General features: G+C 66.3%; 17 protein-coding genes. 14 read left to right on the top strand and 3 right to left on the bottom strand.

From position 1 onward, the window contains the following. Nucleotides 1-245 precede the first annotated feature (245 nt). The 9 genes from AC1DRO_RS19175 to AC1DRO_RS19135 all read left to right on the top strand — a co-directional run bounded on the left by AC1DRO_RS19175 (nt 246) and on the right by AC1DRO_RS19135 (nt 10,771). Nucleotides 246-650, top strand: coding sequence for a tautomerase family protein (locus AC1DRO_RS19175; protein WP_476952039.1), 405 nt, complete (start codon nt 246-248; stop codon nt 648-650). Between the two features lie 244 nt (nt 651-894). Continuing rightward, nucleotides 895-1,896, top strand: a complete 1,002-nt coding sequence (gene iolC, locus AC1DRO_RS19170) for a 5-dehydro-2-deoxygluconokinase (RefSeq protein WP_476952038.1) — start codon at nt 895-897, stop codon at nt 1,894-1,896. Beyond that, entirely contained in the window at nt 1,893-2,843 is a 951-nt protein-coding gene (locus tag AC1DRO_RS19165) for a Cgl0159 family (beta/alpha)8-fold protein (protein WP_028275600.1), read from the top strand. The genes iolC and AC1DRO_RS19165 overlap by 4 nt, the downstream gene beginning before the upstream one ends. Before the next feature lie 39 nt (nt 2,844-2,882). Beyond that, nucleotides 2,883-4,811 (top strand): 3D-(3,5/4)-trihydroxycyclohexane-1,2-dione acylhydrolase (decyclizing), encoded by a 1,929-nt coding sequence (iolD, locus tag AC1DRO_RS19160; protein WP_476952037.1) that lies wholly within the window; start codon nt 2,883-2,885, stop codon nt 4,809-4,811. 48 nt (nt 4,812-4,859) lie between these two features. Next, nucleotides 4,860-6,368: a CoA-acylating methylmalonate-semialdehyde dehydrogenase gene (locus AC1DRO_RS19155; protein ID WP_476952036.1), complete on the top strand. Its 1,509-nt coding sequence runs from the start codon at nt 4,860-4,862 to the stop codon at nt 6,366-6,368. 91 nt (nt 6,369-6,459) lie between these two features. Beyond that, nucleotides 6,460-7,371 (top strand): sugar phosphate isomerase/epimerase family protein, encoded by a 912-nt coding sequence (locus AC1DRO_RS19150; RefSeq protein WP_476952035.1) that lies wholly within the window; start codon nt 6,460-6,462, stop codon nt 7,369-7,371. Nucleotides 7,372-7,387: 16 nt separating this feature from the next. Continuing rightward, nucleotides 7,388-8,401, top strand: a complete 1,014-nt coding sequence (locus AC1DRO_RS19145; RefSeq protein WP_476952034.1) for a Gfo/Idh/MocA family protein — start codon at nt 7,388-7,390, stop codon at nt 8,399-8,401. An 82-nt stretch (nt 8,402-8,483) separates the two neighbouring features. Next, the gene (locus tag AC1DRO_RS19140) at nt 8,484-9,359 is read left to right on the top strand and encodes a sugar phosphate isomerase/epimerase family protein (RefSeq protein WP_476952033.1); all 876 of its coding nucleotides are present in this window, start codon (nt 8,484-8,486) and stop codon (nt 9,357-9,359) included. Then, entirely contained in the window at nt 9,356-10,771 is a 1,416-nt protein-coding gene (locus AC1DRO_RS19135; protein WP_476952032.1) for a sugar porter family MFS transporter, read from the top strand. The genes AC1DRO_RS19140 and AC1DRO_RS19135 overlap by 4 nt, the downstream gene beginning before the upstream one ends. A 102-nt stretch (nt 10,772-10,873) precedes the next feature. On the opposite strand, the gene AC1DRO_RS19130 is transcribed toward AC1DRO_RS19135, so the two are convergent. Further along, a complete protein-coding gene (locus AC1DRO_RS19130; protein WP_223915289.1) occupies nt 10,874-11,323 on the bottom strand; it encodes a MarR family winged helix-turn-helix transcriptional regulator in 450 nt (149 codons plus the stop codon). A 164-nt stretch (nt 11,324-11,487) separates the two neighbouring features. Between AC1DRO_RS19130 and AC1DRO_RS19125 the strand changes: the two genes are divergently transcribed. Both AC1DRO_RS19125 and AC1DRO_RS19120 read left to right on the top strand, forming a co-directional pair. Further along, the gene (locus AC1DRO_RS19125) at nt 11,488-12,756 is read left to right on the top strand and encodes an MFS transporter (protein WP_476952031.1); all 1,269 of its coding nucleotides are present in this window, start codon (nt 11,488-11,490) and stop codon (nt 12,754-12,756) included. 34 nt (nt 12,757-12,790) lie between these two features. Next, nucleotides 12,791-13,618, top strand: coding sequence for an aldo/keto reductase (locus AC1DRO_RS19120; RefSeq protein ID WP_476952030.1), 828 nt, complete (start codon nt 12,791-12,793; stop codon nt 13,616-13,618). Nucleotides 13,619-13,675: 57 nt separating this feature from the next. On the opposite strand, the gene iolB is transcribed toward AC1DRO_RS19120, so the two are convergent. Together iolB and AC1DRO_RS19110 are read right to left on the bottom strand one after the other, a co-directional pair. Beyond that, entirely contained in the window at nt 13,676-14,572 is an 897-nt protein-coding gene (gene iolB / locus AC1DRO_RS19115; RefSeq protein ID WP_476952029.1) for a 5-deoxy-glucuronate isomerase, read from the bottom strand. A gap of 137 nt (nt 14,573-14,709) precedes the next feature. Next, nucleotides 14,710-15,450: a GntR family transcriptional regulator gene (locus AC1DRO_RS19110; protein ID WP_243181584.1), complete on the bottom strand. Its 741-nt coding sequence runs from the start codon at nt 15,448-15,450 to the stop codon at nt 14,710-14,712. 348 nt (nt 15,451-15,798) lie between these two features. On the opposite strand from AC1DRO_RS19110, the gene AC1DRO_RS19105 reads away from it, so the two are divergent. The 3 genes from AC1DRO_RS19105 to AC1DRO_RS19095 form a co-directional block, all read left to right on the top strand. Further along, nucleotides 15,799-16,794: a substrate-binding domain-containing protein gene (locus tag AC1DRO_RS19105; RefSeq protein ID WP_028275612.1), complete on the top strand. Its 996-nt coding sequence runs from the start codon at nt 15,799-15,801 to the stop codon at nt 16,792-16,794. 52 nt (nt 16,795-16,846) lie between these two features. Then, nucleotides 16,847-17,896 carry an ABC transporter permease gene (locus AC1DRO_RS19100; protein ID WP_028275613.1) on the top strand — a complete coding sequence of 350 codons (1,050 nt, stop codon included), beginning with the start codon at nt 16,847-16,849 and terminating at the stop codon, nt 17,894-17,896. An 18-nt stretch (nt 17,897-17,914) separates the two neighbouring features. Then, the coding region (locus AC1DRO_RS19095) for an ATP-binding cassette domain-containing protein (RefSeq protein WP_476952028.1) at nt 17,915-18,788 on the top strand (874 nt) is incomplete at its 3' end.

Raw genomic sequence — 18,788 nt, 5'->3', positions numbered from 1 at the left:
CCCACCTCCTCGTCCCGTGGTCAACTGATCAGTAATCAACTTTTTCATTGATCAATCTCTAGGTTGTTAACGCTACGCCGGAGGCAATGTCCGCGCAATACCCAACGCGGGGTCACTGAGGGCCCGTCCTGCGGGGCTGGGATGGGCGCTAAGCGACCCCGCGTTGCTGTGTGCTGTCAGGAATCCTTGCGTACCTCCGAATTACTTTGTTAGTATGTCAGGACAAACTAATGGAGGAGATGCGAGTGCCTCTCGTACGAATTGACGTCAACCAGGGCCGCGGCGCGGAGCAACTCCGCGGACTCAGCCAGGGCATCCACAACGCGATCGTGGCCGAATTTGGCATTCCGGAGCGGGACTACTTCCACGTGCTGACCGAGCATCCCGTGGGGCAAATTGTTGCCCAGGATGCCGGGCTCGGCTTCGAGCGGACGCCGGACGTGGTGATGATCCAGATCTTCACCCAGGCCGGGCGCAGTCAGTCCGCCAAGCAGTCCCTGTTTGCCGCCATTGCGGACAGGCTGGCCGCCGCGGGGGTCGCCGGCGAGGACGTTTTCATCGGATATGTCGAGAACACCGCCGGGGACTGGTCGTTCGGTTTCGGGCAGGCCCAGTATGTCACCGGCGAACTTGGCGTGCCCGCCAGGTAACCACCGGGGTGTTTCCGGCGCCCGCTCCGCCGCTGCGGCGCCGCGCGGGGCGTCATTTGAAGTTCCCGTGTCATGTTGTAAATATGTCAGTACAAACCTTTGACAGTACATGGATTCTAAGGCAAAGTAGTGGTTGTGGCCCGGCTCACGCCAGGCTCCAAAGCACCGAATAAGCACCGCAGAAACGCCGAAGCTCAGGCTGCGCAAAGGTATCGAGTCCACACCAGAAAGGTCCACGATCACCGTGACCCACGAACTGCTCACGATCGGGCGCATCAGTGTTGATATCTACCCGAACGACATCGGGGTGGATCTGGAGGATGTCACGTCCTTCGGAAAGTACCTTGGCGGATCCCCATCCAACGTAGCTGTCGCCGCCGCCCGCCATGGCCGCCGCACCGCCGTCATCACCCGCACCGGCGAGGACGCCTTCGGCAAGTACCTGCACCGCGAACTTCGCAAATTCAACGTGGACGACTCCTTCGTCACGGCGGTCAAGGAATGGCCCACCGCCGTCACGTTCTGCGCCATCAAGCCGCCGGAGGACTTCCCGCTCTACTTCTATGGACGCTTCCCCACGGCACCGGACCTGCAGATCAAGGCCGAGGAACTGGACCTGGACGCCATCAGAGACGCCGGGATCTTCTGGTCCACCGTCACCGGACTCTGCCAGGAGCCCAGCCGCACCGCACAGCTCACGGCCCACGAGGCACGGCCCCGCGCCGGGCTCAAGGAAGGCCAGTTCACCATCCTGGACCTCGACTACCGGCCGATGTTCTGGGCTTCCGAGGAGGAAGCCCGGGAACAGGTCGCCAGGATCCTGCCGCACGTCACCGTCGCGATCGGCAACGACAAGGAATGCGCCGTCGCCGTCGGGGAGGGCACCCCGGACGAACAGGCGGACCGGCTGCTCGCGGCCGGCGTCGAAATCGCCGTCGTGAAGCTGGGCCCTGAAGGGGTCATGGCCAAGACCCGCACCGAGCGTGTGGTCTCCGCCCCGGTGCCCGTGGAAACTGTCAACGGCCTCGGTGCCGGCGACTCCTTTGGCGGGGCCTTCTGCCACGGCCTGCTCTCCGGCTGGCCCCTGGCGCAGGTCCTTGATTTCGCCAACGCCGCCGGCGCCCTCGTCGCCTCCCGCCTGTCCTGCGCCGACGCGATGCCGACGCCGGACGAAGTCACCGGCCTGCTCGCCGACCGCGGCCGCTTGCTGCCGGGTACCTACGCCACCGAAGGAGCAGCACTGTGAGTGCAAACCCAGCCGTCGCCACCCGTGCGGTGAACGATGATCCCCGCCGCTACGAGCACCTGAGCATTATCCGGCTCGAAGACCCGGAAGCGATTGCCCGCGCCGCCAAGGCCCGGCGCCGCCACCCCGGTGTCAGGGCCCACCGGCAGAACTTCATTGTCGCCGCCGACCACCCGGCCCGCGGCGCGCTCGCCGTCGGAAACGATCCGGTGGCCATGGCCGACCGCCGCCAGCTCCTGGACCGCCTGCAGATCGCCCTGGCCAACCCGGACGTGGACGGTGTCCTCGCCTCGCCGGACATCATGGACGATCTGCTCCTGCTCGGCGCGCTCGAGGGCAAGCTGCTCTTCGGCTCGATGAACCGTGGCGGACTCTCCGGCCTGGTGAACGAATTCGATGACCGCTTTACCGGCCACACCGCGGCCGCGCTCGAGGCCCTGGGCGCCGACGGCGGCAAGATGCTGACCCGCATCTGCCTCGGCGACCCGGACACCGTCGCCACCCTCGAAGCGACCGCGAGGGCCATCGATTCCCTCGCCGAACGCAGGCTGATCGCCATGGTGGAACCTTTCCTCTCCGTCCGCGAAAACGGGAAGGTCCGCAACGACCTCTCCACCAATGCCGTCATTAAGTCAGTCGCTATCGCCGAAGGCCTCGGCGCGAGCAGCGCCTACACCTGGATGAAGCTCCCCGTGGTGGCCGAGATGGAACGCGTCATGGCGTCCACGACGATGCCCACCGTGCTCCTCGGCGGAGACCCGGACGCTGGCCAGGACGAGGTGTTCGCCAGCTGGCAGACTGCCCTCGCCCTGCCCGGCGTTCAGGGCCTCACCGTCGGCCGGACCCTGCTCTACCCGCAGGACGGCGACGTCGCCGGCGCCGTGGCAACCGCGGCCTCGCTGCTGCACCACACCGAATCCACCCGCACCAAAGAAGTATCGGAGTAGCTTCCCATGGGAATGAGCACGGCATCAGGAACACGCAGAATGACGGTCGCGCAGGCCGTCATTGAATACCTGTCCAAGCAGTACACCGTTGATTCGGTCGGGGGCCAGGACTTCCGGGAACGCCTGATTCCGGGCACGTTCGGCATCTTCGGCCACGGCAACGTCGCCGGCGTCGGCCAGGCCCTCAAGCAGTACCAGCAGCTCGATCCGACGATCATGCCGTACTACCAGGGCCGCAACGAACAGGCCCAGTCCCACCAGGCGGTCGGCTTCGCCCGCCACACCCGCCGCCGTCAGACCTTCGCGATCAGCACCTCGATCGGTCCGGGCTCCTCGAACCTGCTCACCGGCGCGGCGCTGGCCACCACCAACCGGCTGCCGGTCCTGCTGCTGCCGAGTGACACGTTCGCGACCCGCGCCGCCGACCCCGTGCTGCAGCAGCTCGAACAGCCCTACGCCTACGACATCACCGTCAATGATGCGTTCCGGCCGCTGTCGAAGTTCTTTGACCGCGTCTCCCGGCCCGAGCAGCTGTTTTCCGCGTTCCACCACGGACTCCGTGTCCTCACCGACCCGGCCGAGACCGGTGCCGTCACCCTCTCGCTGCCCCAGGACGTCCAGGCCGAGGCCTTCGACGTGCCCGAGGAATTCCTCGCCGAACGCGAATGGCGGATCCGCCGCCCGGACGCCGACGACGAGGACATCCGCCGCGCCGCCGAGGCGATCCGCGCCGCCAAGTGCCCGCTGATCATCGCCGGCGGCGGCGTGCTCTACGCCTACGCCAACGAGGAACTCGCGAAGTTCGCCGAGCTGACCGGCATCCCGGTCGGCAACACCCAGGCCGGCGTCGGCGTGCTGCCCTGGAACCACAAGTTCTCCCTCGGGGCCATCGGCTCCACCGGCACGACGGCGGCCAACGCCATCGCCGCCGAGGCCGACCTCATCATCGGGATCGGTACCCGTTACGAGGACTTCACCACCGCCTCCCGGACCGCGTTCCAGAACCCGGACGTGAAATTCCTCAACATCAACGTCGCCGCCCTCGACGCCTACAAGCACGGCACCTCACTGCCGATCGTGGCCGATGCCCGCAAGGCCCTGGTCAAACTGAACCAGGCCCTCGGCGGCTACCGCATCGGCGCGGACCTCGAGCAGCGGATCGCGGCCGAGAAGGAACGCTGGGACGCCACCGTGGACGAGGCATTCGACACGCGGTTCACGCCGCTGCCGGCGCAGAACGAGATTATCGGCGCCACGAACCGCGCCATGGACGACCAGGACGTCGTCATCTGCGCCGCCGGCTCACTCCCCGGTGACCTGCACAAGATGTGGCGCGTCCGGGACCCGTTCGGCTACCACGTCGAATACGCCTACTCCTGCATGGGCTACGAGATCCCCGGCGGCCTCGGGGTCAAGCGCGCCGCCCTGGCCGAAGCCGCCAAGGGCGGCACGCAGCGCGACGTCGTCGTCATGGTGGGGGACGGCTCCTATCTGATGATGCACACCGAACTCGTCACCGCCGTCGCCGAGCGGATCAAGCTGATCGTGGTCCTGATCCAGAACCACGGCTACGCCTCGATCGGTTCGCTTTCCGAGTCCCTCGGATCCCAGCGCTTCGGCACCCAGTACCGGGCGCTGGATGAGGAGCACCACAGCTTCGACGACGGCGACCGGCTCCCGGTCGACCTGGCCCTGAACGCCGAAAGCCTCGGCGTGAAGGTGATCCGGATCGAACCGGGGGAGAAGGTCATCACCGAGCTCGAACAGGCCATCCGCGACGCCAAGGCCGCCCCCGAACGCGGCGGCCCGATCGTCATCCACGTTGAATCCGACCCGCTGCTGGATGCCCCCAGCTCCGAGTCGTGGTGGGACGTTCCGGTCTCCCAGGTCTCCGAGCTCGACTCCACGAAACAGGCTTTCCAGACCTACACCGACCACAAGGCCCGCCAGCGCAAGCTGCTCGGCTGACCCCCCTTCACCACCACGAACAGCCACAGACCAAGGAAGTCCACCACTATGTCAACGACGACCGTCACCACCATCAGCCACTTCATCAACGGCGCCGAAACCGCCGGTGAAGGTACCCGCACCCAGCCCGTCTACAACCCGGCCACCGGCGCCGTCTCCGCAGAGCTGCGGCTGGCCAACCGGGAAGACCTGGACGCCACTGTCGCCGCCGCCCGTGCGGCCGCCGATTCCTGGGGCGACATCTCCCTGGCCAAGCGCACCGCGGTGCTGTTCAAGTTCCGCGAACTCGTCGCTTCCCACGTGGACGAGCTCGCCGAACTGATCACCGCCGAACACGGCAAGGTCCTCTCCGACGCCAAGGGCGAGATCGGCCGCGGACTCGAGGTCATCGAGTTCGCCTGCGGCATCCCGCAACTGCTCAAGGGCGACTACTCGGACCAGGTCTCCACCGGCATCGACGTCTTCTCCTTCCGCGAGCCGCTCGGCGTCGTCGCCGGCATCACCCCGTTCAACTTCCCGGTCATGGTCCCGCTGTGGATGGCCCCGATGGCGATTGCCACGGGCAACGCCTTCATCCTCAAGCCCTCCGAGCGCGACCCCTCCGCCTCCATGCTGCTCGCCAAGCTGTGGAAGCAGGCCGGGCTGCCCGACGGCGTCTTCCAGGTCCTGCACGGCGACAAGGAAACGGTCGACGGCCTCCTGACCCACCCGGACGTGGACGGCATCTCCTTCGTCGGTTCCACCCCGATCGCCCGGTACGTCCACGAGACCGCCACCGCCCACGGCAAACGCGTCCAGGCACTGGGAGGCGCGAAGAACCACGCGATCATCCTGCCCGACGCCGACCTCGACAACGCCGCCGACCACCTGGCCGCCGCCGCGTTCGGCTCCGCCGGGGAACGCTGCATGGCCATCTCAGTCGCCGTCGCCGTCGGCGACGCCGCCGACCTGCTGGTCAAGAAGGTCGAAGAGCGCGCCCTGGCCGTCAAGGTCAACAACGGCACCGTGCCCGACGCCGAAATGGGCCCGGTCATCACGCCGGCGTCCAAGGAACGCATCGTGAAGATCGTCACCGAAGCCGAAACAGCCGGCGCCGCGATGGTGGTGGACGGCCGCGACCTCGTGGTCCCCGGCCACGAAGACGGGTTCTGGGTCGGCCCCACCGTGATCGACCACGTCACGGCCGGGATGACCGCCTACACCGAGGAAATCTTCGGCCCCGTCCTGGTCGTGGTCCGCGTCGAGGACCTCGACGCCGGCATCGCCCTGATCAACTCCAACCCCTACGGCAACGGCACCGCCATCTTCACCTCTTCCGGCGCCGCGGCCCGGAAGTTCCAGCGCTCCGTCACCGTGGGCATGATCGGCATCAACGTGCCGCTGCCCGTCCCTGTGGCCTACCACTCCTTCGGCGGCTGGAAGGCCTCGCTGTTCGGCGACAAGCACATCTACGGCCCCGAAGGCGTCTCCTTCTACACCCGCGGCAAAGTGGTCACCTCCCGGTGGCCCGAACCCACGCACGCCTCCGGAGCCTCCTACAACTTCCCGTCCAACTGACGCGTCGCCCAACCACGGTCGACTGCTCCGTACCCGCCGTTTTGAGCGTCCAAAACGGCACCTGCGGAGCAACCGATGAGAAAGAATCGAAATGACTGAGAACAAGCTGATCATCGGGACCGCCCCGGACTCCTGGGGTGTCTGGTTCCCGGATGACCCCCAGCAGACCCCGTGGGAACGCTTCCTCGACGAGGTCGCCGAATCCGGCTACAAGTGGATCGAACTCGGCCCCTACGGCTACCTCCCCACCGATCCGGCCCGTCTCGCCGAAGAGCTCAAGCAGCGCGACCTGAAGATCTCGGCCGGCACCGTGTTCACCGCATTCCACCGCGGGGCCCACCAGTACGACGAAGCCTGGGAGCCGGCCCGCAAGGTCGCCGAACTCACGGCAGCCATGGGAGGCGAACACATCGTGGTCATTCCCGCGATGTGGCGCGACGACGTCACCGGCGAGGCCGTCGAGAGCGGCACGCTGACCGAGAAGGCGTGGAGCGACCTGTTCTCCGGCCACAACCGCATGGGCAAGACCCTCTTGGAGGATTTCGGCCTGAAGCAGCAGTTCCACTCGCACGCCGACTCCCACGTCGGCGCGCAGGCGGACATCGAAACCCTGCTCGCGGCCACGGACTCGAAGTACCTCAACCTCTGCCTGGATACCGGCCACGCCGAATACTGCGGGGCCTCCAGCCTCGACCTGATCAAGAACTATCCGGACCGGATCGGCTACCTGCACCTCAAGCAGATCAACCCGGACATCCTCAAAAAGGTCAACGAGGAAAACATGACGTGGGCCGCCGCCAACCTGGCCGGCGTGATGACCGAGCCGCCGAACGGGCTGCCGGACCTGCGCGCCGTCATCGAAGCCGTGGAGGCGCTCAACCGGCCGATCTTTGGCATTGTGGAACAGGACATGTATCCCGTGGCCTTCGACGTCCCGATGCCGATCGCCAAGCGCACCCGGAACTACCTGCTTTCCTGCGGCTCCCGCACCGCCGTCAACTAGAACTGAGGACAAGATCATGACTAAGACCCTCCGCGTAGCTGTCATCGGCGCCGGCCGTATGGGCGCAGACCACATCCAGCGGCTCAACACCCGCATCCACGGCGCCGAAGTCGCCGCCGTCGTCGACGTCGACCTCGCCCGTGCCCAGGCCGCCATCGAAGGCATCCCCGGTGCCGTCGCCCTCGCCGACGCCGAGGAGGCCCTCAACAACGGCGACGTCAACGCAGTACTGATCGCCACCCCCGGTTTCCTGCACGAGGACATCCTGCTCAAGGCGATCGCCAAGGACATCCCGATCCTCTGCGAGAAGCCGCTCACCCCGGATGCCGAATCCTCCTGGAAGATTGTCGTAGCTGAGCAGGAGCTGGGCCACCAGCGCATCCAGGTCGGCTTCATGCGCCGCTTCGACGCTGAATACGCCGCCCTCGGCAAAATCATCCGCGACTCCGAACTCGGTGAGCTGCTCATGCTGCACCACCAGCACCGGAACCCCACCACCCCGGCGGGCTTCACCAACGAGATGCTGATCAACGACTCCGTGGTCCACGAATTCGACGCCATCCGCTACTTCACCGGCGAGGAAATCACCTCGGTCCAGGTCCGTCTCGGCAAGGCCACACGGAACGCCCCGGCTGGTCAGCACGACCCGCAGCACGTGCTGATCGAGACCGAGTCCGGTGTCCTGGCCGACGTCGAGATCTACGTCAATGCCAAGTTCGGCTACGAGGTGGCCACCCAGGCCTCCTTCGAGGACGGCATCGTCAGCATCGGCGGCGACAAAGGCCCGTACACCCGCAGCAACGGCCATTGGGGCGGCAACGTCACCCCCGGCTTCGAGGAACGCTTTGGGGCGGCATACGACGTCGAAATCCAGTCCTGGGTGGACGCGGCCCTCCGCGATGAGATCGGCGGCCCCACCGCCTGGGACGGCTACGCCACGGCCGCCTGCTGCGAGGCCGGCGTCGAGGCGCAGAAGAACGGCGAAAAGGTCGCCGTGAAGCTCAACGCCAAGCCCGCCCTGTACCGCTAAAACCCCGCCGGCCGGCGCCTTCTACTGCAAAGAACGCGCCGGCCGGCCGCACGCCCGCCAGATCCACCATGGAGTGTTCACCGTGAAAATCGCCCTAGATCCCACGCCGTTCCACCACAGCCACGGACTCCTCGAGTTCCCGCGCGTGGTGGCCGACCTCGGCTACAAGTACATGCAGATGACCCCGCACGCCGATTTCATCCCCTTTTTCAACCACCCGAAGGCCGACGACGAGCTCGTGGGCAAGCTGAAGGCGGCCTGCAAGGACGCGGGAATCGAAATCGCGTCGGTTCTGCCCGTGCTGCGCTGGTCCGGCCCGGACGAGGACGCGCGCGAGGCGGCCGTCCGCTACTGGAAACGCGCCATCCAGATCACCGTGGACCTGGGCGTTGGCACCATGAACACCGAGTTCAGCGGCCGGCCGGAGAAGGCCGAAGAATCCGAGCGGGCCTTCTACCGCTCCATGGAGGAACTGCTCCCCATCATCGAGCGGGAGGGGATCGACCTGCTGATCGATCCGCACCCGGACGACTTCGTCGAGGAGGGCCTGGCCGCGATCCGGGTGATCCGCGGGCTGAACTCGAAGAATGTTGGCCTGGTCTACGTGGCCTCGCACAGCTTCCACATGAAGAACGCACCGCTGGAGATCATGCGGGCCGCGGGCGACAAGCTGCGCCTGGTCCACGTGGCCGACACGATGGACCACCATGCCTCACACGGCCTGCGCTACATCACCAACCCGCCCGGCAACCCCGTCCGCGTGCACCAGCACCTGAAAATCGGCGACGGCGACGTCAACTGGGACGAGTTCTTCGGCGGCCTGCAGGGGATCGGCTTCCTGGACCGTGAAGACACGGTGATGGTCTCCAGTGTCTTCGCCGAGGACGACAACGCCGCGGACGTCTCCCGGTACCAGCTGGAGACCATGAAACAGAGGATCGCGAAGGCGAGCCTATGACGGCGCCCGTCGCCGAAGTGACACGGCCCGTCAACCACAAACGGGCCCTCCGGACCGCGACGATCGTCTCCACTTTTGGCGGACTGCTCTTCGGCTACGACACCGGCGTGATCAATGGCGCTTTGCCGTACATGCAGGTGGACCTGGGCCTCACGCCACTGACCGAAGGGCTCGTGACCTCCTCGCTGCTGTTCGGGGCGGCCTTTGGCGCCCTCTTCGGCGGGCGCCTGGCGGACCGCCACGGCCGGCGCAAAATGATCATGGTGCTGGCCGTGGTGTTCCTCGCCGGCACCCTTGCGTGTACCTTCGCGCCGAACACGGAGGCGATGATCCTGGCACGCTTGATCCTCGGCCTGGCCGTGGGCGGGGCCTCGGTGACGGTGCCGGTGTACCTGGCTGAGGTCTCACCGAGTGCCCGGCGCGGACGGGTTGTCACCCAAAACGAGCTGATGATCGTCACGGGCCAGCTGCTGGCCTTCATGTTCAACGCCTACCTCGGCAACAGCTTCGGCGAGGCCGGCGGGATCTGGCGCTGGATGCTGGTCATCGCAACCCTGCCGGCGATCGCGCTCTGGATCGGCATGAACTTCATGCCCGAAAGCCCGCGCTGGCTGGCATCGATGGGCAGCTTCGGCGAAACCCTCAGTGTGTTGCAGCGGATCCGCTCCCAGTCCGAGGCCAGGGCTGAATTTGAAGAAGTCAAGGCCATGGCCGTGGAGGACTACAAGGCCAAGATGGGCTCCTGGAAGGACCTCAGTGTTCCGTGGCTCCGGCAAATCTTCGTGGTGGGGATCGGGCTCGCGGTCATCCAGCAGATCACGGGCGTCAACTCGATCATGTACTACGGCACGCAGATCCTCGCCGAGTCCGGATTCGGCCGCGAAGCGGCCCTCACGGCCAACATCGCCAACGGGGTCATCTCCGTTCTCGCCACGTTTCTGGGCATCTGGCTGCTGGGCAAAGTGGGACGGCGGAGGATGCTCATCACCGGCCAGCTCGGCACCACGACGGCGCTGTTCCTGATCGGCGTCTTCTCTCTCATCCTCCCCGAGGGCCCCGCCCGGGGCTTCGTGATCCTGGCCCTGACCGTGACATTCCTGGCCTTCCAGCAAGGTGCAATCTCACCGGTCACCTGGCTGATGCTCTCAGAGATCTTCCCGCTGAAGATCCGTGGCCTGGGCATGGGCGCCTCGGCTTTCGTGCTGTGGATCGTGAACTTCCTGGTTGGCTTCGGCTTCCCGCAGCTCCTCGCCGCGATCGGACTGTCCAGCACCTTCTTCGTCTTCGCTGTGCTCGGCGTCGGGGCCATCGCCTTTGCCGCGAAGTACATTCCGGAGACCAAGGACAAGAGCCTGGAGGACCTGGAACACTTCTTCAAACAAGCGGCCGCCAGGGAACCGGTCACCGTCTAGCTCCAGTCAAGAAGGCCCTGCACGCACAAGCCCCGCCCGGGATTCGTCCCCGGCGGGGCTTTCTGCGTCTTTTCTGCGTACTCGCGCGAGGGGGTTGCCGCGCTATGCCGCGGCGTGCAGCCGGGGGAGGGCGTCGACCAGCGGCGCCAGTTCGGGGACTTCCTGGGCCTCGGCCAGCGCCCGCTCCAGCGTGGCGTCGTGGACCGGCCTGCTTTGCTCGAGCAGGGCGATGCCGCTGGGGGTGAGCTCGGTGTAGATTCCGCGGCGGTCATCCGCGCACAGGATCCGGGTCAGCAGCCCGCGGTCCTCGAGCCGGTTGACCAGGCGCGTGGTGGCGCTCGCGCTCAACGCCGTGGCGCGGGCCAGCTGCTGCATCCGCATGTGCCAGCCGTCCTGCCGGCTCAGCGCGTCCAGCACGGTGTACTCCACGACGGAGAGCTGCGCCTCGGCCTGCAAGGACCGCTCCAGCTCGGCCTCGATCAGCCCGTGCAGGGCCGCCAGGGTCCGCCAGCCTTGCGCCCGGACCTCGACGGCGTCGTCCTTGATGCCCATCAGGTGTTTCCCTTCAACTCGCGTGCCCGGCGGGGTGGTGACGGGCACATCAAATAATAGTTGCTTGCGCGCTGTATCTGCTTGTGCAAGAATAAATAACGCGTCTGCAACTACTAGCTTACGCGCCATACCCCATCCCGTACAGCTTTGTAAGGAGCACCTCCATGCCTGTTGGCCTGATAGCCCTCGCCCTCGGCGGGTTCGGCATCGGACTCACCGAGTTCGTCATCATGGGCCTGCTGCCGCAAGTGGCCGCAGACTTCCACGTCTCCGAGGCCACCGCGGGCTGGCTCATCTCCGGCTACGCGCTCGCCGTCGTGGTCGGGGCATTGGGTCTCACCGCCGCCGTGACGCGTTTCGAACGCAAGCCCGTGCTGGCCGTGCTGATGGTGCTGTTCATTGCCGGCAACCTCGTCTCGGCGCTCGCGCCGGATTACTCGGTAATGATGATCGGCCGCATCATTGCCGCGCTCTCGCACGGCGCGTTCTTCGGCATCGGCGCAGTGGTGGCCGCGAGCATGGTGGCGCCCACTAAGAAGGCGGGTGCGATCGCGATCATGTTCACCGGCCTGACGGCTGCGAATGTGCTCGGTGTCCCGTTCGGCACCATGCTGGGCCAGGCCGCGGGCTGGCGCTCCACGTTCTGGGCGATCACCGTGATCGGTGTCCTCGCCCTGGCCGGCATCCTCGCACTCGTGCCGAAAGCCGGCTCCGGCGAGGCGGCCGAAAATTCGGGCGGCCTGCGAGGCGAGCTCCGGGCCTTCCGGTCCGGGCAGGTCTGGCTCTCCATCCTGGTCACCATCCTCGGATACGGCGGCATGTTCGGTGCCTTCACCTACATTGCCTTCACCCTCACCGAGGTCACCGGCTTCTCCGCCACCACGGTCCCGTGGCTGCTGATCCTCTTCGGCGTCGGGCTCTTCATCGGCAACACCGTGGGCGGCAAGGCGGCCGACAAAAATGTGGACCGCACGCTGCTCGTAGTGCTCGCCATCCTGGTGGTAGTGCTCGTGGTCTTCGCCCTGACCGCCGGCAACCAGTCGGTGACCATCGCCTCCATGGTGTTGCTGGGCGGCTTCGGCTTCGCCACCGTTCCCGGGCTGCAGATGCGCGTCATGAAGTACGCCAGCAGCGCTCCCACCCTGGCCTCCGGCGCCAACATCGGAGCTTTCAACGTCGGCAATGCCCTGGGCGCCTGGATGGGCGGCGTCACCATCACCGCCGGCCTCGGCTACACCTCGCCGATCTGGGCCGGCGCCGGGATCACCCTGCTGGGCCTGGCAGTGATGGTATTCGCGGCAGCCGCTGCCAAGAAGCACGACGTCTACCTGCCGGGAACCGGCGGGTCAACCGTTCCCGCTGTTGCCGCCGTTGCCGCGCCGGAAACCAGCGCAGACCTTCCCGTCACCGAGGCCGCAGCCGTTGCCCGCTGACCGCCCGACCACAACAACAACAACAGGAGACACCATGAACGCAATCCCGGATATCGTCCTCAACAACGGGGTGCGGATGCCCCAGCTGGGATTCGGCGTCTTTCAAATTCCCGACGCCGAGACCACCGAGGCGGTAGCGGCGGCGCTCGACGCCGGCTACCGGAGCATCGACACGGCCGCCATCTATGGAAACGAAACCGGAACCGGCCGCGCGCTCGCCGAGTCCGGGATCGCGCGGGAAGACCTGTTCATCACCTCCAAGCTGTGGATCGACGACCTCGGCTACGAACCAGCCCTGGCGGCTTTCGACGCGAGCCTGGACAAGCTGGGTCTCGACTACCTGGATCTTTACCTGATTCACTGGCCCGCGCCGGCGTCGGACCGGTACGCCGACTCCTGGCTGGCCCTTGAAAAACTCCATGCCGACGGCCGGGTCAGGGCCATCGGCGTGTCCAATTTCGAGCCGGGGCACCTGCAGCGGCTCATCGACCTGGGCGGAACGGTGCCGGCGGTCAACCAGGTGGAGCTGCACCCGGCCCTCCAGCAGCACGACGTGACAGTGTTCAACGCGGCGCACGGCATTGCGACGGAGGCCTGGAGCCCGTTGGCCCAGGGTGCCCTGCTGGCGGATCCGGCCATCACGGAGATCGCCGCGCGGCACGGCAGAACCCCGGCGCAGGTCATTCTGCGCTGGCACCTGCAGCAGGGGAGGATCGTCATCCCGAAGTCAGTGACGCCGGCCCGGATCCGGGAAAACCTGGAGGTGTTCGGCTTTGAGCTTTCCGCGGGCGAACTGGCGGCAGTGAATGCCCTTGAGCGGAACGGGCGCACCGGACCGCACCCGGCCGCGTTCAATGGCTAGCTGTCAGCGCCAGAGCCAGAGCCTGAGCCAGGACCACGGCCGTAACGGCCTGACGGCCTAGCGGCCGAACGGCAGCCGCGCGTCCAGGTCCTGGCCCTCCCAGGTCTGGCGGATCCAGCCGTGGTGCGGGTCATCGCTGATGAGCCACTCGCGAACCGGGCCAGGGCCGGCCATGACGTTGAGGTAATACATGTCGTAGCCGGGGGCGGCCATGGCGGGCCCGTGCCAGCCGTAGGGCACCAGGACGACGTCGCCGGTCCGGACCTCGGCCGCAACGTCGATGGGCCGCTCGTCGGAGGCGTAGACGCGCTGGTAGCCGATGGCGTCGTCGGCGCCCGGGCGTTGCGGGGCCCCGGGCGTCACGCGGGTTTCGAAGTAGTAGATCTCCTCGAGGTTGGTCTCGCCGTCTTTTTCCTCATCGTGCTTGTGCGGGGGATAGGAAGACCAGTTGCCAGCCGGCGTGAGGACCTCGCAGACGATGAAGCGGTCCGCCTCCAGCGCGGCGGGAGTCCCGAAATTGTGGACCTGACGGGAGCAGTTACCCGCCCCGCGCAGTTCCACCGGCGTCTCGGCGGCCGTCATGAGGCGGGTCGGGTAGGCGGCCTTGGCCGGGGCAGTGGCGACTGCCACGCGTCCGCCGTCGGCCGAGGTGATGGCCACCGCCTTGCCGGCTCCCGTGTAGAGCACGTCGCTGGGGCCGCTGAAGACGCTGGCCCGGCCGGCCAGGGGATAGTCCTGCCCGTCGACGGTCGCCACGAAAGAGCCGTTGAGCGGGATCACGATGCGTTCCTCCGCCGCGGCATCGAGTTCGACGGCGGCGCCGGCTGCCAGCGTGGCAACCTTCAGCCCGGTATGCGCCCAGCCGTCCACCTCCAGTTTGGAGTCGGACGTCCCGATGGAGACGTCCCACGTGTCTTCGGCGGCGGTGCCGAGCGGATAGACCCAGTTGGCCATGGAAGCTGCCCTTTCGTTGTCGCGCCGGAGGCAGGCGCGGGTGTGTGCGGGGTTGGAGCCGGTTGCGCCCGTCGCTGACACGGCTGCCCGGCGCCCTGTCGTTGCGCGTCCAGCCCTGAACTGTTGACTCTGGACGCTTACCTCTGGACCAGTGTCATTTCAAAGCTGTAGGAATCCGCCCGGTAGACGTGGTGGCCGGTTTCCACCATGCGCCCGGTGTCGTCCACCGCGGTCCGCTCCATGGTCACCAGGGCGGAGCCGGGGGTGGTCTCGAGCAGCGGCGCCTGGTAGTCGTTGGCGATCATGGCGCCGATCCGCTGTGAGGCCAGGCGGAAGTTCACGCCGCCGTTGCGCAGGATGGCGTAGAGGCCCTGCGCGCCCAGGGAAGCCTCGTCGAGGGCGGTGATGTCATCCCGCACCCAGTTCTCCATCAGGGCCAGCGGCTTGCCGCCCACCTTCCGGAGCCTGGTGAAGTGGTAGACCTTGGCGCCGGCCGGAAGCTGCAGTGCCGTCCGGATCGCGCCGTCCGCCTCCTCATGCGAGAAGCTGAGCACGTCGGTGGTGGGTTTGCTGCCGTTGTTGCTCAGGTCGTCGTAGAGGCTGGAGAGTTCCAGCGGGCGGCGGACCTGGCTGGACACCACCTGGGTGCCGACGCCGCGCTTGCGGACCAGGAGGCCCGAGCGGACCAGCTCGTCCATGGCTTTTCTCATCGTGGGCCGGGACAGGTTCAGCTGGGCGGCCAGGTCGATCTCGTTTTCCAGCCTGCTGCCGGGTTCCAGCAGCCCCGTGTGGATCGCTGCCTCGATGCCCTGCACCACTTGGTGGTACAGCGGCACCGGGGAAGAGCGGTCGATCCGCAGATTCAGTTGATTCGCCACTGGGCATGCTCCCTTGTGCTTCGCGGCGGCCGTTGTGCCGGCCTGTCCGCGTATGTCAGGCTATGTTCGCTTGATAGGACATACTGCCTTTTTCTGATAGTAGCAGGGCTGCCAAGAGGTGCCAAGGGCTGCTGTGACGGGCCTTGTTTGCGGGGGTCGGGCTGTCGGTGCTGGCCCGGCAAGCTCCGCGAATGCGACATTCCGACCCCCCTTCGTTACGTCCAAACATCCTAATGTCAGGACAAACTATTGACAACTGTGATTGGAGTCACCATGATCGGTTGTAGATGGCTCATGGACCGACGCGATGAAGCGGCCGGCGTGGCCCGGAATCAAAGGAGATTGATCGTGACCAAGTTCTCGTGGCGGAAGGCGACCCTCGTGGCGGCCGTTGTACCCATGCTGGCCCTGAGCGCGTGTTCCAGCACCGGCGGCAAGCCCGCAGACTCAGGTAATGCGGCTGGCGGAGGCCAGGCAGCCAGCACCTCCCGCATCAAGGTCGCCCTTATCACGCACGCCGCAGCCGGTGACACCTTCTGGGATATTGTTCGCAAGGGCGCCGAGGAGGCATCGGCAAAGGACAACGTTGAGCTCCTCTATACGTCCGATCCCGAAGCCGGGCGCCAGGCCCAGCTCATTCAGCAGGCCATCGACCAGAAGGTCGACGGCATCGCGGTCACGCTCGCCAAGCCCGAAGCCCTCAAGGACGTCCTGAAGAAGGCCTCCGACGCCGGCATCCCGATTGTGAGCCTCAACGCCGGTGAATCGGTCTCCTCCCAGCTCGGAGCATTCACCCACTTCGGTTCCAACGAGCAGCTCGCCGGTCAGGCCGTGGGCACCAAGCTGGCCGCGGACGGCTACAAACACCCGGTCTGTGTGATTCAGGAACAGGGCCACGTGGGACTTGAAGCACGGTGCGCGGGCGTCAAGGCGAAGGTTCCCGGAACGGAGATCCTTTACGTCGACGGCAAGGATATGACCTCCGTTCAGTCCACCGCGACTGCCAAGCTTCAGGCTTCCAAGGACGCCGACGTCATCATCGGCCTCGGAGCCCCCATCACCCTGACCCTCCTCAAGTCGGTCACTGACGCCGGCAGCTCTGCCAAGGTCGCTAGTTTCGACCTCAACGCGGAGCTCGCCCAGAAGATCGTGGATGGTGCAGTTCTGTTCACCGTGGACCAGCAGCCGTGGCTGCAGGGCTACGGAGCCGTTGACGCCATCTGGCAGAACAAGCGCGGCGGCTTCAAGATCGGCGGCGGCCAGCCTGTGCTGACAGGCCCGGCGGTCATCGACAAATCCAATGCGGCCGATGTCCTGACCTTCGCCCAGCAGGGCGTCCGCTAACAGCCCGCTGGCCGGGCCGGTTCGCGCCGGCCCGGCGGCTAGGAGACTTATCATGACCATCACCCAGACCAAGACAAAGTCGCCGGCGCCCGATGAGCGCGTCGCCAAGCGCAGTCCGTTCCAGAAGTTGCTCGGACGTCCCGAGGTCGGTGCCCTGGTGGGCGCGATCGTCCTCTTCATCTTCTTCGCGTTGGTGTCCCCGACCTTTACCCAGCCCGGTGCCCTGGCGACCATCCTGTACGGGTCCTCCACGATCGGGATCATGGCGGTGGGGGTGTCCTTGCTGATGATCGGCGGCGAGTTCGACCTCTCCACCGGCGTCGCCGTGATCACCTCGGCGCTGACCGCGTCSCTGTTCAGCTGGTACTTCACCACGAACGTCTGGGTCGGCGTCGGCCTGGCCCTGGTGGTCTCCCTGTCCGTCGGGTTCATCAACGGCTGGATCCTGATCAAGACCAAGCTGCCGTCCTTCATCGTCACCCTGGCCACGTTCCTGATGCTGACCGGCCTGAACCTGGGCCTGACCCGGCTGATCGGCGGCTCGGTGTCCTCGCCCTCGATCTCGACCATGGACGGTTTCGCCTCGGCCCGGGCGGTGTTCGCCTCCTCGGTGAGCGTCGGCGGCGTCGACATCAAGATCACCGTGTTCTACTGGTTCGCGCTCGTCGCGGTCGCGACCTGGGTGCTGATGCGGACCCGGGTGGGGAACTGGATCTTCGCCGTGGGCGGGGACGCGAACGCGGCCCGCGCCGTGGGCGTGCCGGTCAAGGCCACCAAGATCGGKTTGTTCATGGCCGTGGGCTTCTGCGCCTGGATCCTGGGCATGCACAACCTCTTCGCSTTCGACACCGTGCAGTCCGGTGAGGGCGTGGGCAACGAGTTCCTCTACATCATCGCCGCGGTGATCGGCGGCTGCCTGCTCACCGGCGGGTACGGCTCGGCGATCGGCGGCGCGATCGGCGCGTTCATCTTCGGCATGGCCAACAAGGGCATCGTTTACGCGCAGTGGAACCCGGACTGGTTCAAGTTCTTCCTGGGCCTGATGCTGCTGCTGGCCACCATCGTCAACCTCATCGTCAAGCGCCGCGCGGAACTGAAGTAGAAGGGCCCGAAGAGAACCATGAATGCCAAAGAGATCGACCAGCAGACCCTGCTGCAGAACGAAAAAGACCCGCTCACCCACACCCCGGTGCACCTGCTCTCCCTCGACGGGGTCGGGAAGCACTACGGGAACATCATCGCCCTCTCCGAGGTCACCATGGCGGTGGACAACGGCCGCGTCACCTGCGTGCTGGGCGATAACGGCGCGGGCAAATCCACGCTGATCAAGATCATCGCCGGCCTGCACCAGCACGACGCCGGGGTGCTGAAGATCATGGGCCAGGAGCGGAAGTTCAGCTCCCCCCGGGACGCCCTCGACGTTGGCATCGCCACGGTCTACCAGGACCTCGCCGTGGTGCCGCTGATGCCGATCTGGCGGAACTTTTTCCTCGGCTCGGAGCTCACGTCCGGCTTCGGCCCGTTCAAGAGCATGGACGTCGAGAAAATGAAGGACATCACGCTCAAGGAACTCGCCGCGATGGGCATCGACCTGCGCGACGTCGAACAGCCCATCGGCCAGCTCTCCGGCGGTGAACGCCAGTGCGTCGCGATCGCCCGGGCCGTGTACTTCGGCGCGAAGGTCCTGATCCTGGACGAGCCCACCGCGGCCCTGGGCGTGAAGCAGTCCGGCGTGGTGCTCCGCTACATCCTGCAGGCCCGCGACCGCGGCCTCGGCGTCATCTTCATCACCCACAACCCGCACCACGCCTTCCCCGTCGGGGACCGGTTCCTGCTGCTCAAACGCGGCAAATCGATCGGCTACTACGACAAAAAAGACATCACCCTCGACGAGCTCACCGCCCAAATGGCCGGCGGCGCAGAACTCGCCGAACTCGCCCACGAACTCGAACAACTCGGCGGCCACAGCGACGTCGTCAAAGAAGTCCAGGAGG

Source organism: Arthrobacter sp. P4_F11, from assembly GCF_056401395.1.
This window is presented reverse-complemented; position numbering and strand designations above follow the sequence as displayed.

Coding starts and splice junctions, on each gene's coding strand:
- iolD (WP_476952037.1), top strand. CDS start 2,883: ATGACGGTCGCGCAGGCCGTCATTGAATACCTGTCCAAGCAGTACACC.
- AC1DRO_RS19155 (WP_476952036.1), top strand. CDS start 4,860: ATGTCAACGACGACCGTCACCACCATCAGCCACTTCATCAACGGCGCC.
- AC1DRO_RS19150 (WP_476952035.1), top strand. CDS start 6,460: ATGACTGAGAACAAGCTGATCATCGGGACCGCCCCGGACTCCTGGGGT.
- AC1DRO_RS19145 (WP_476952034.1), top strand. CDS start 7,388: ATGACTAAGACCCTCCGCGTAGCTGTCATCGGCGCCGGCCGTATGGGC.
- AC1DRO_RS19135 (WP_476952032.1), top strand. CDS start 9,356: ATGACGGCGCCCGTCGCCGAAGTGACACGGCCCGTCAACCACAAACGG.
- AC1DRO_RS19130 (WP_223915289.1), bottom strand. CDS start 11,323: ATGGGCATCAAGGACGACGCCGTCGAGGTCCGGGCGCAAGGCTGGCGG.
- AC1DRO_RS19125 (WP_476952031.1), top strand. CDS start 11,488: ATGCCTGTTGGCCTGATAGCCCTCGCCCTCGGCGGGTTCGGCATCGGA.
- AC1DRO_RS19120 (WP_476952030.1), top strand. CDS start 12,791: ATGAACGCAATCCCGGATATCGTCCTCAACAACGGGGTGCGGATGCCC.
- iolB (WP_476952029.1), bottom strand. CDS start 14,572: ATGGCCAACTGGGTCTATCCGCTCGGCACCGCCGCCGAAGACACGTGG.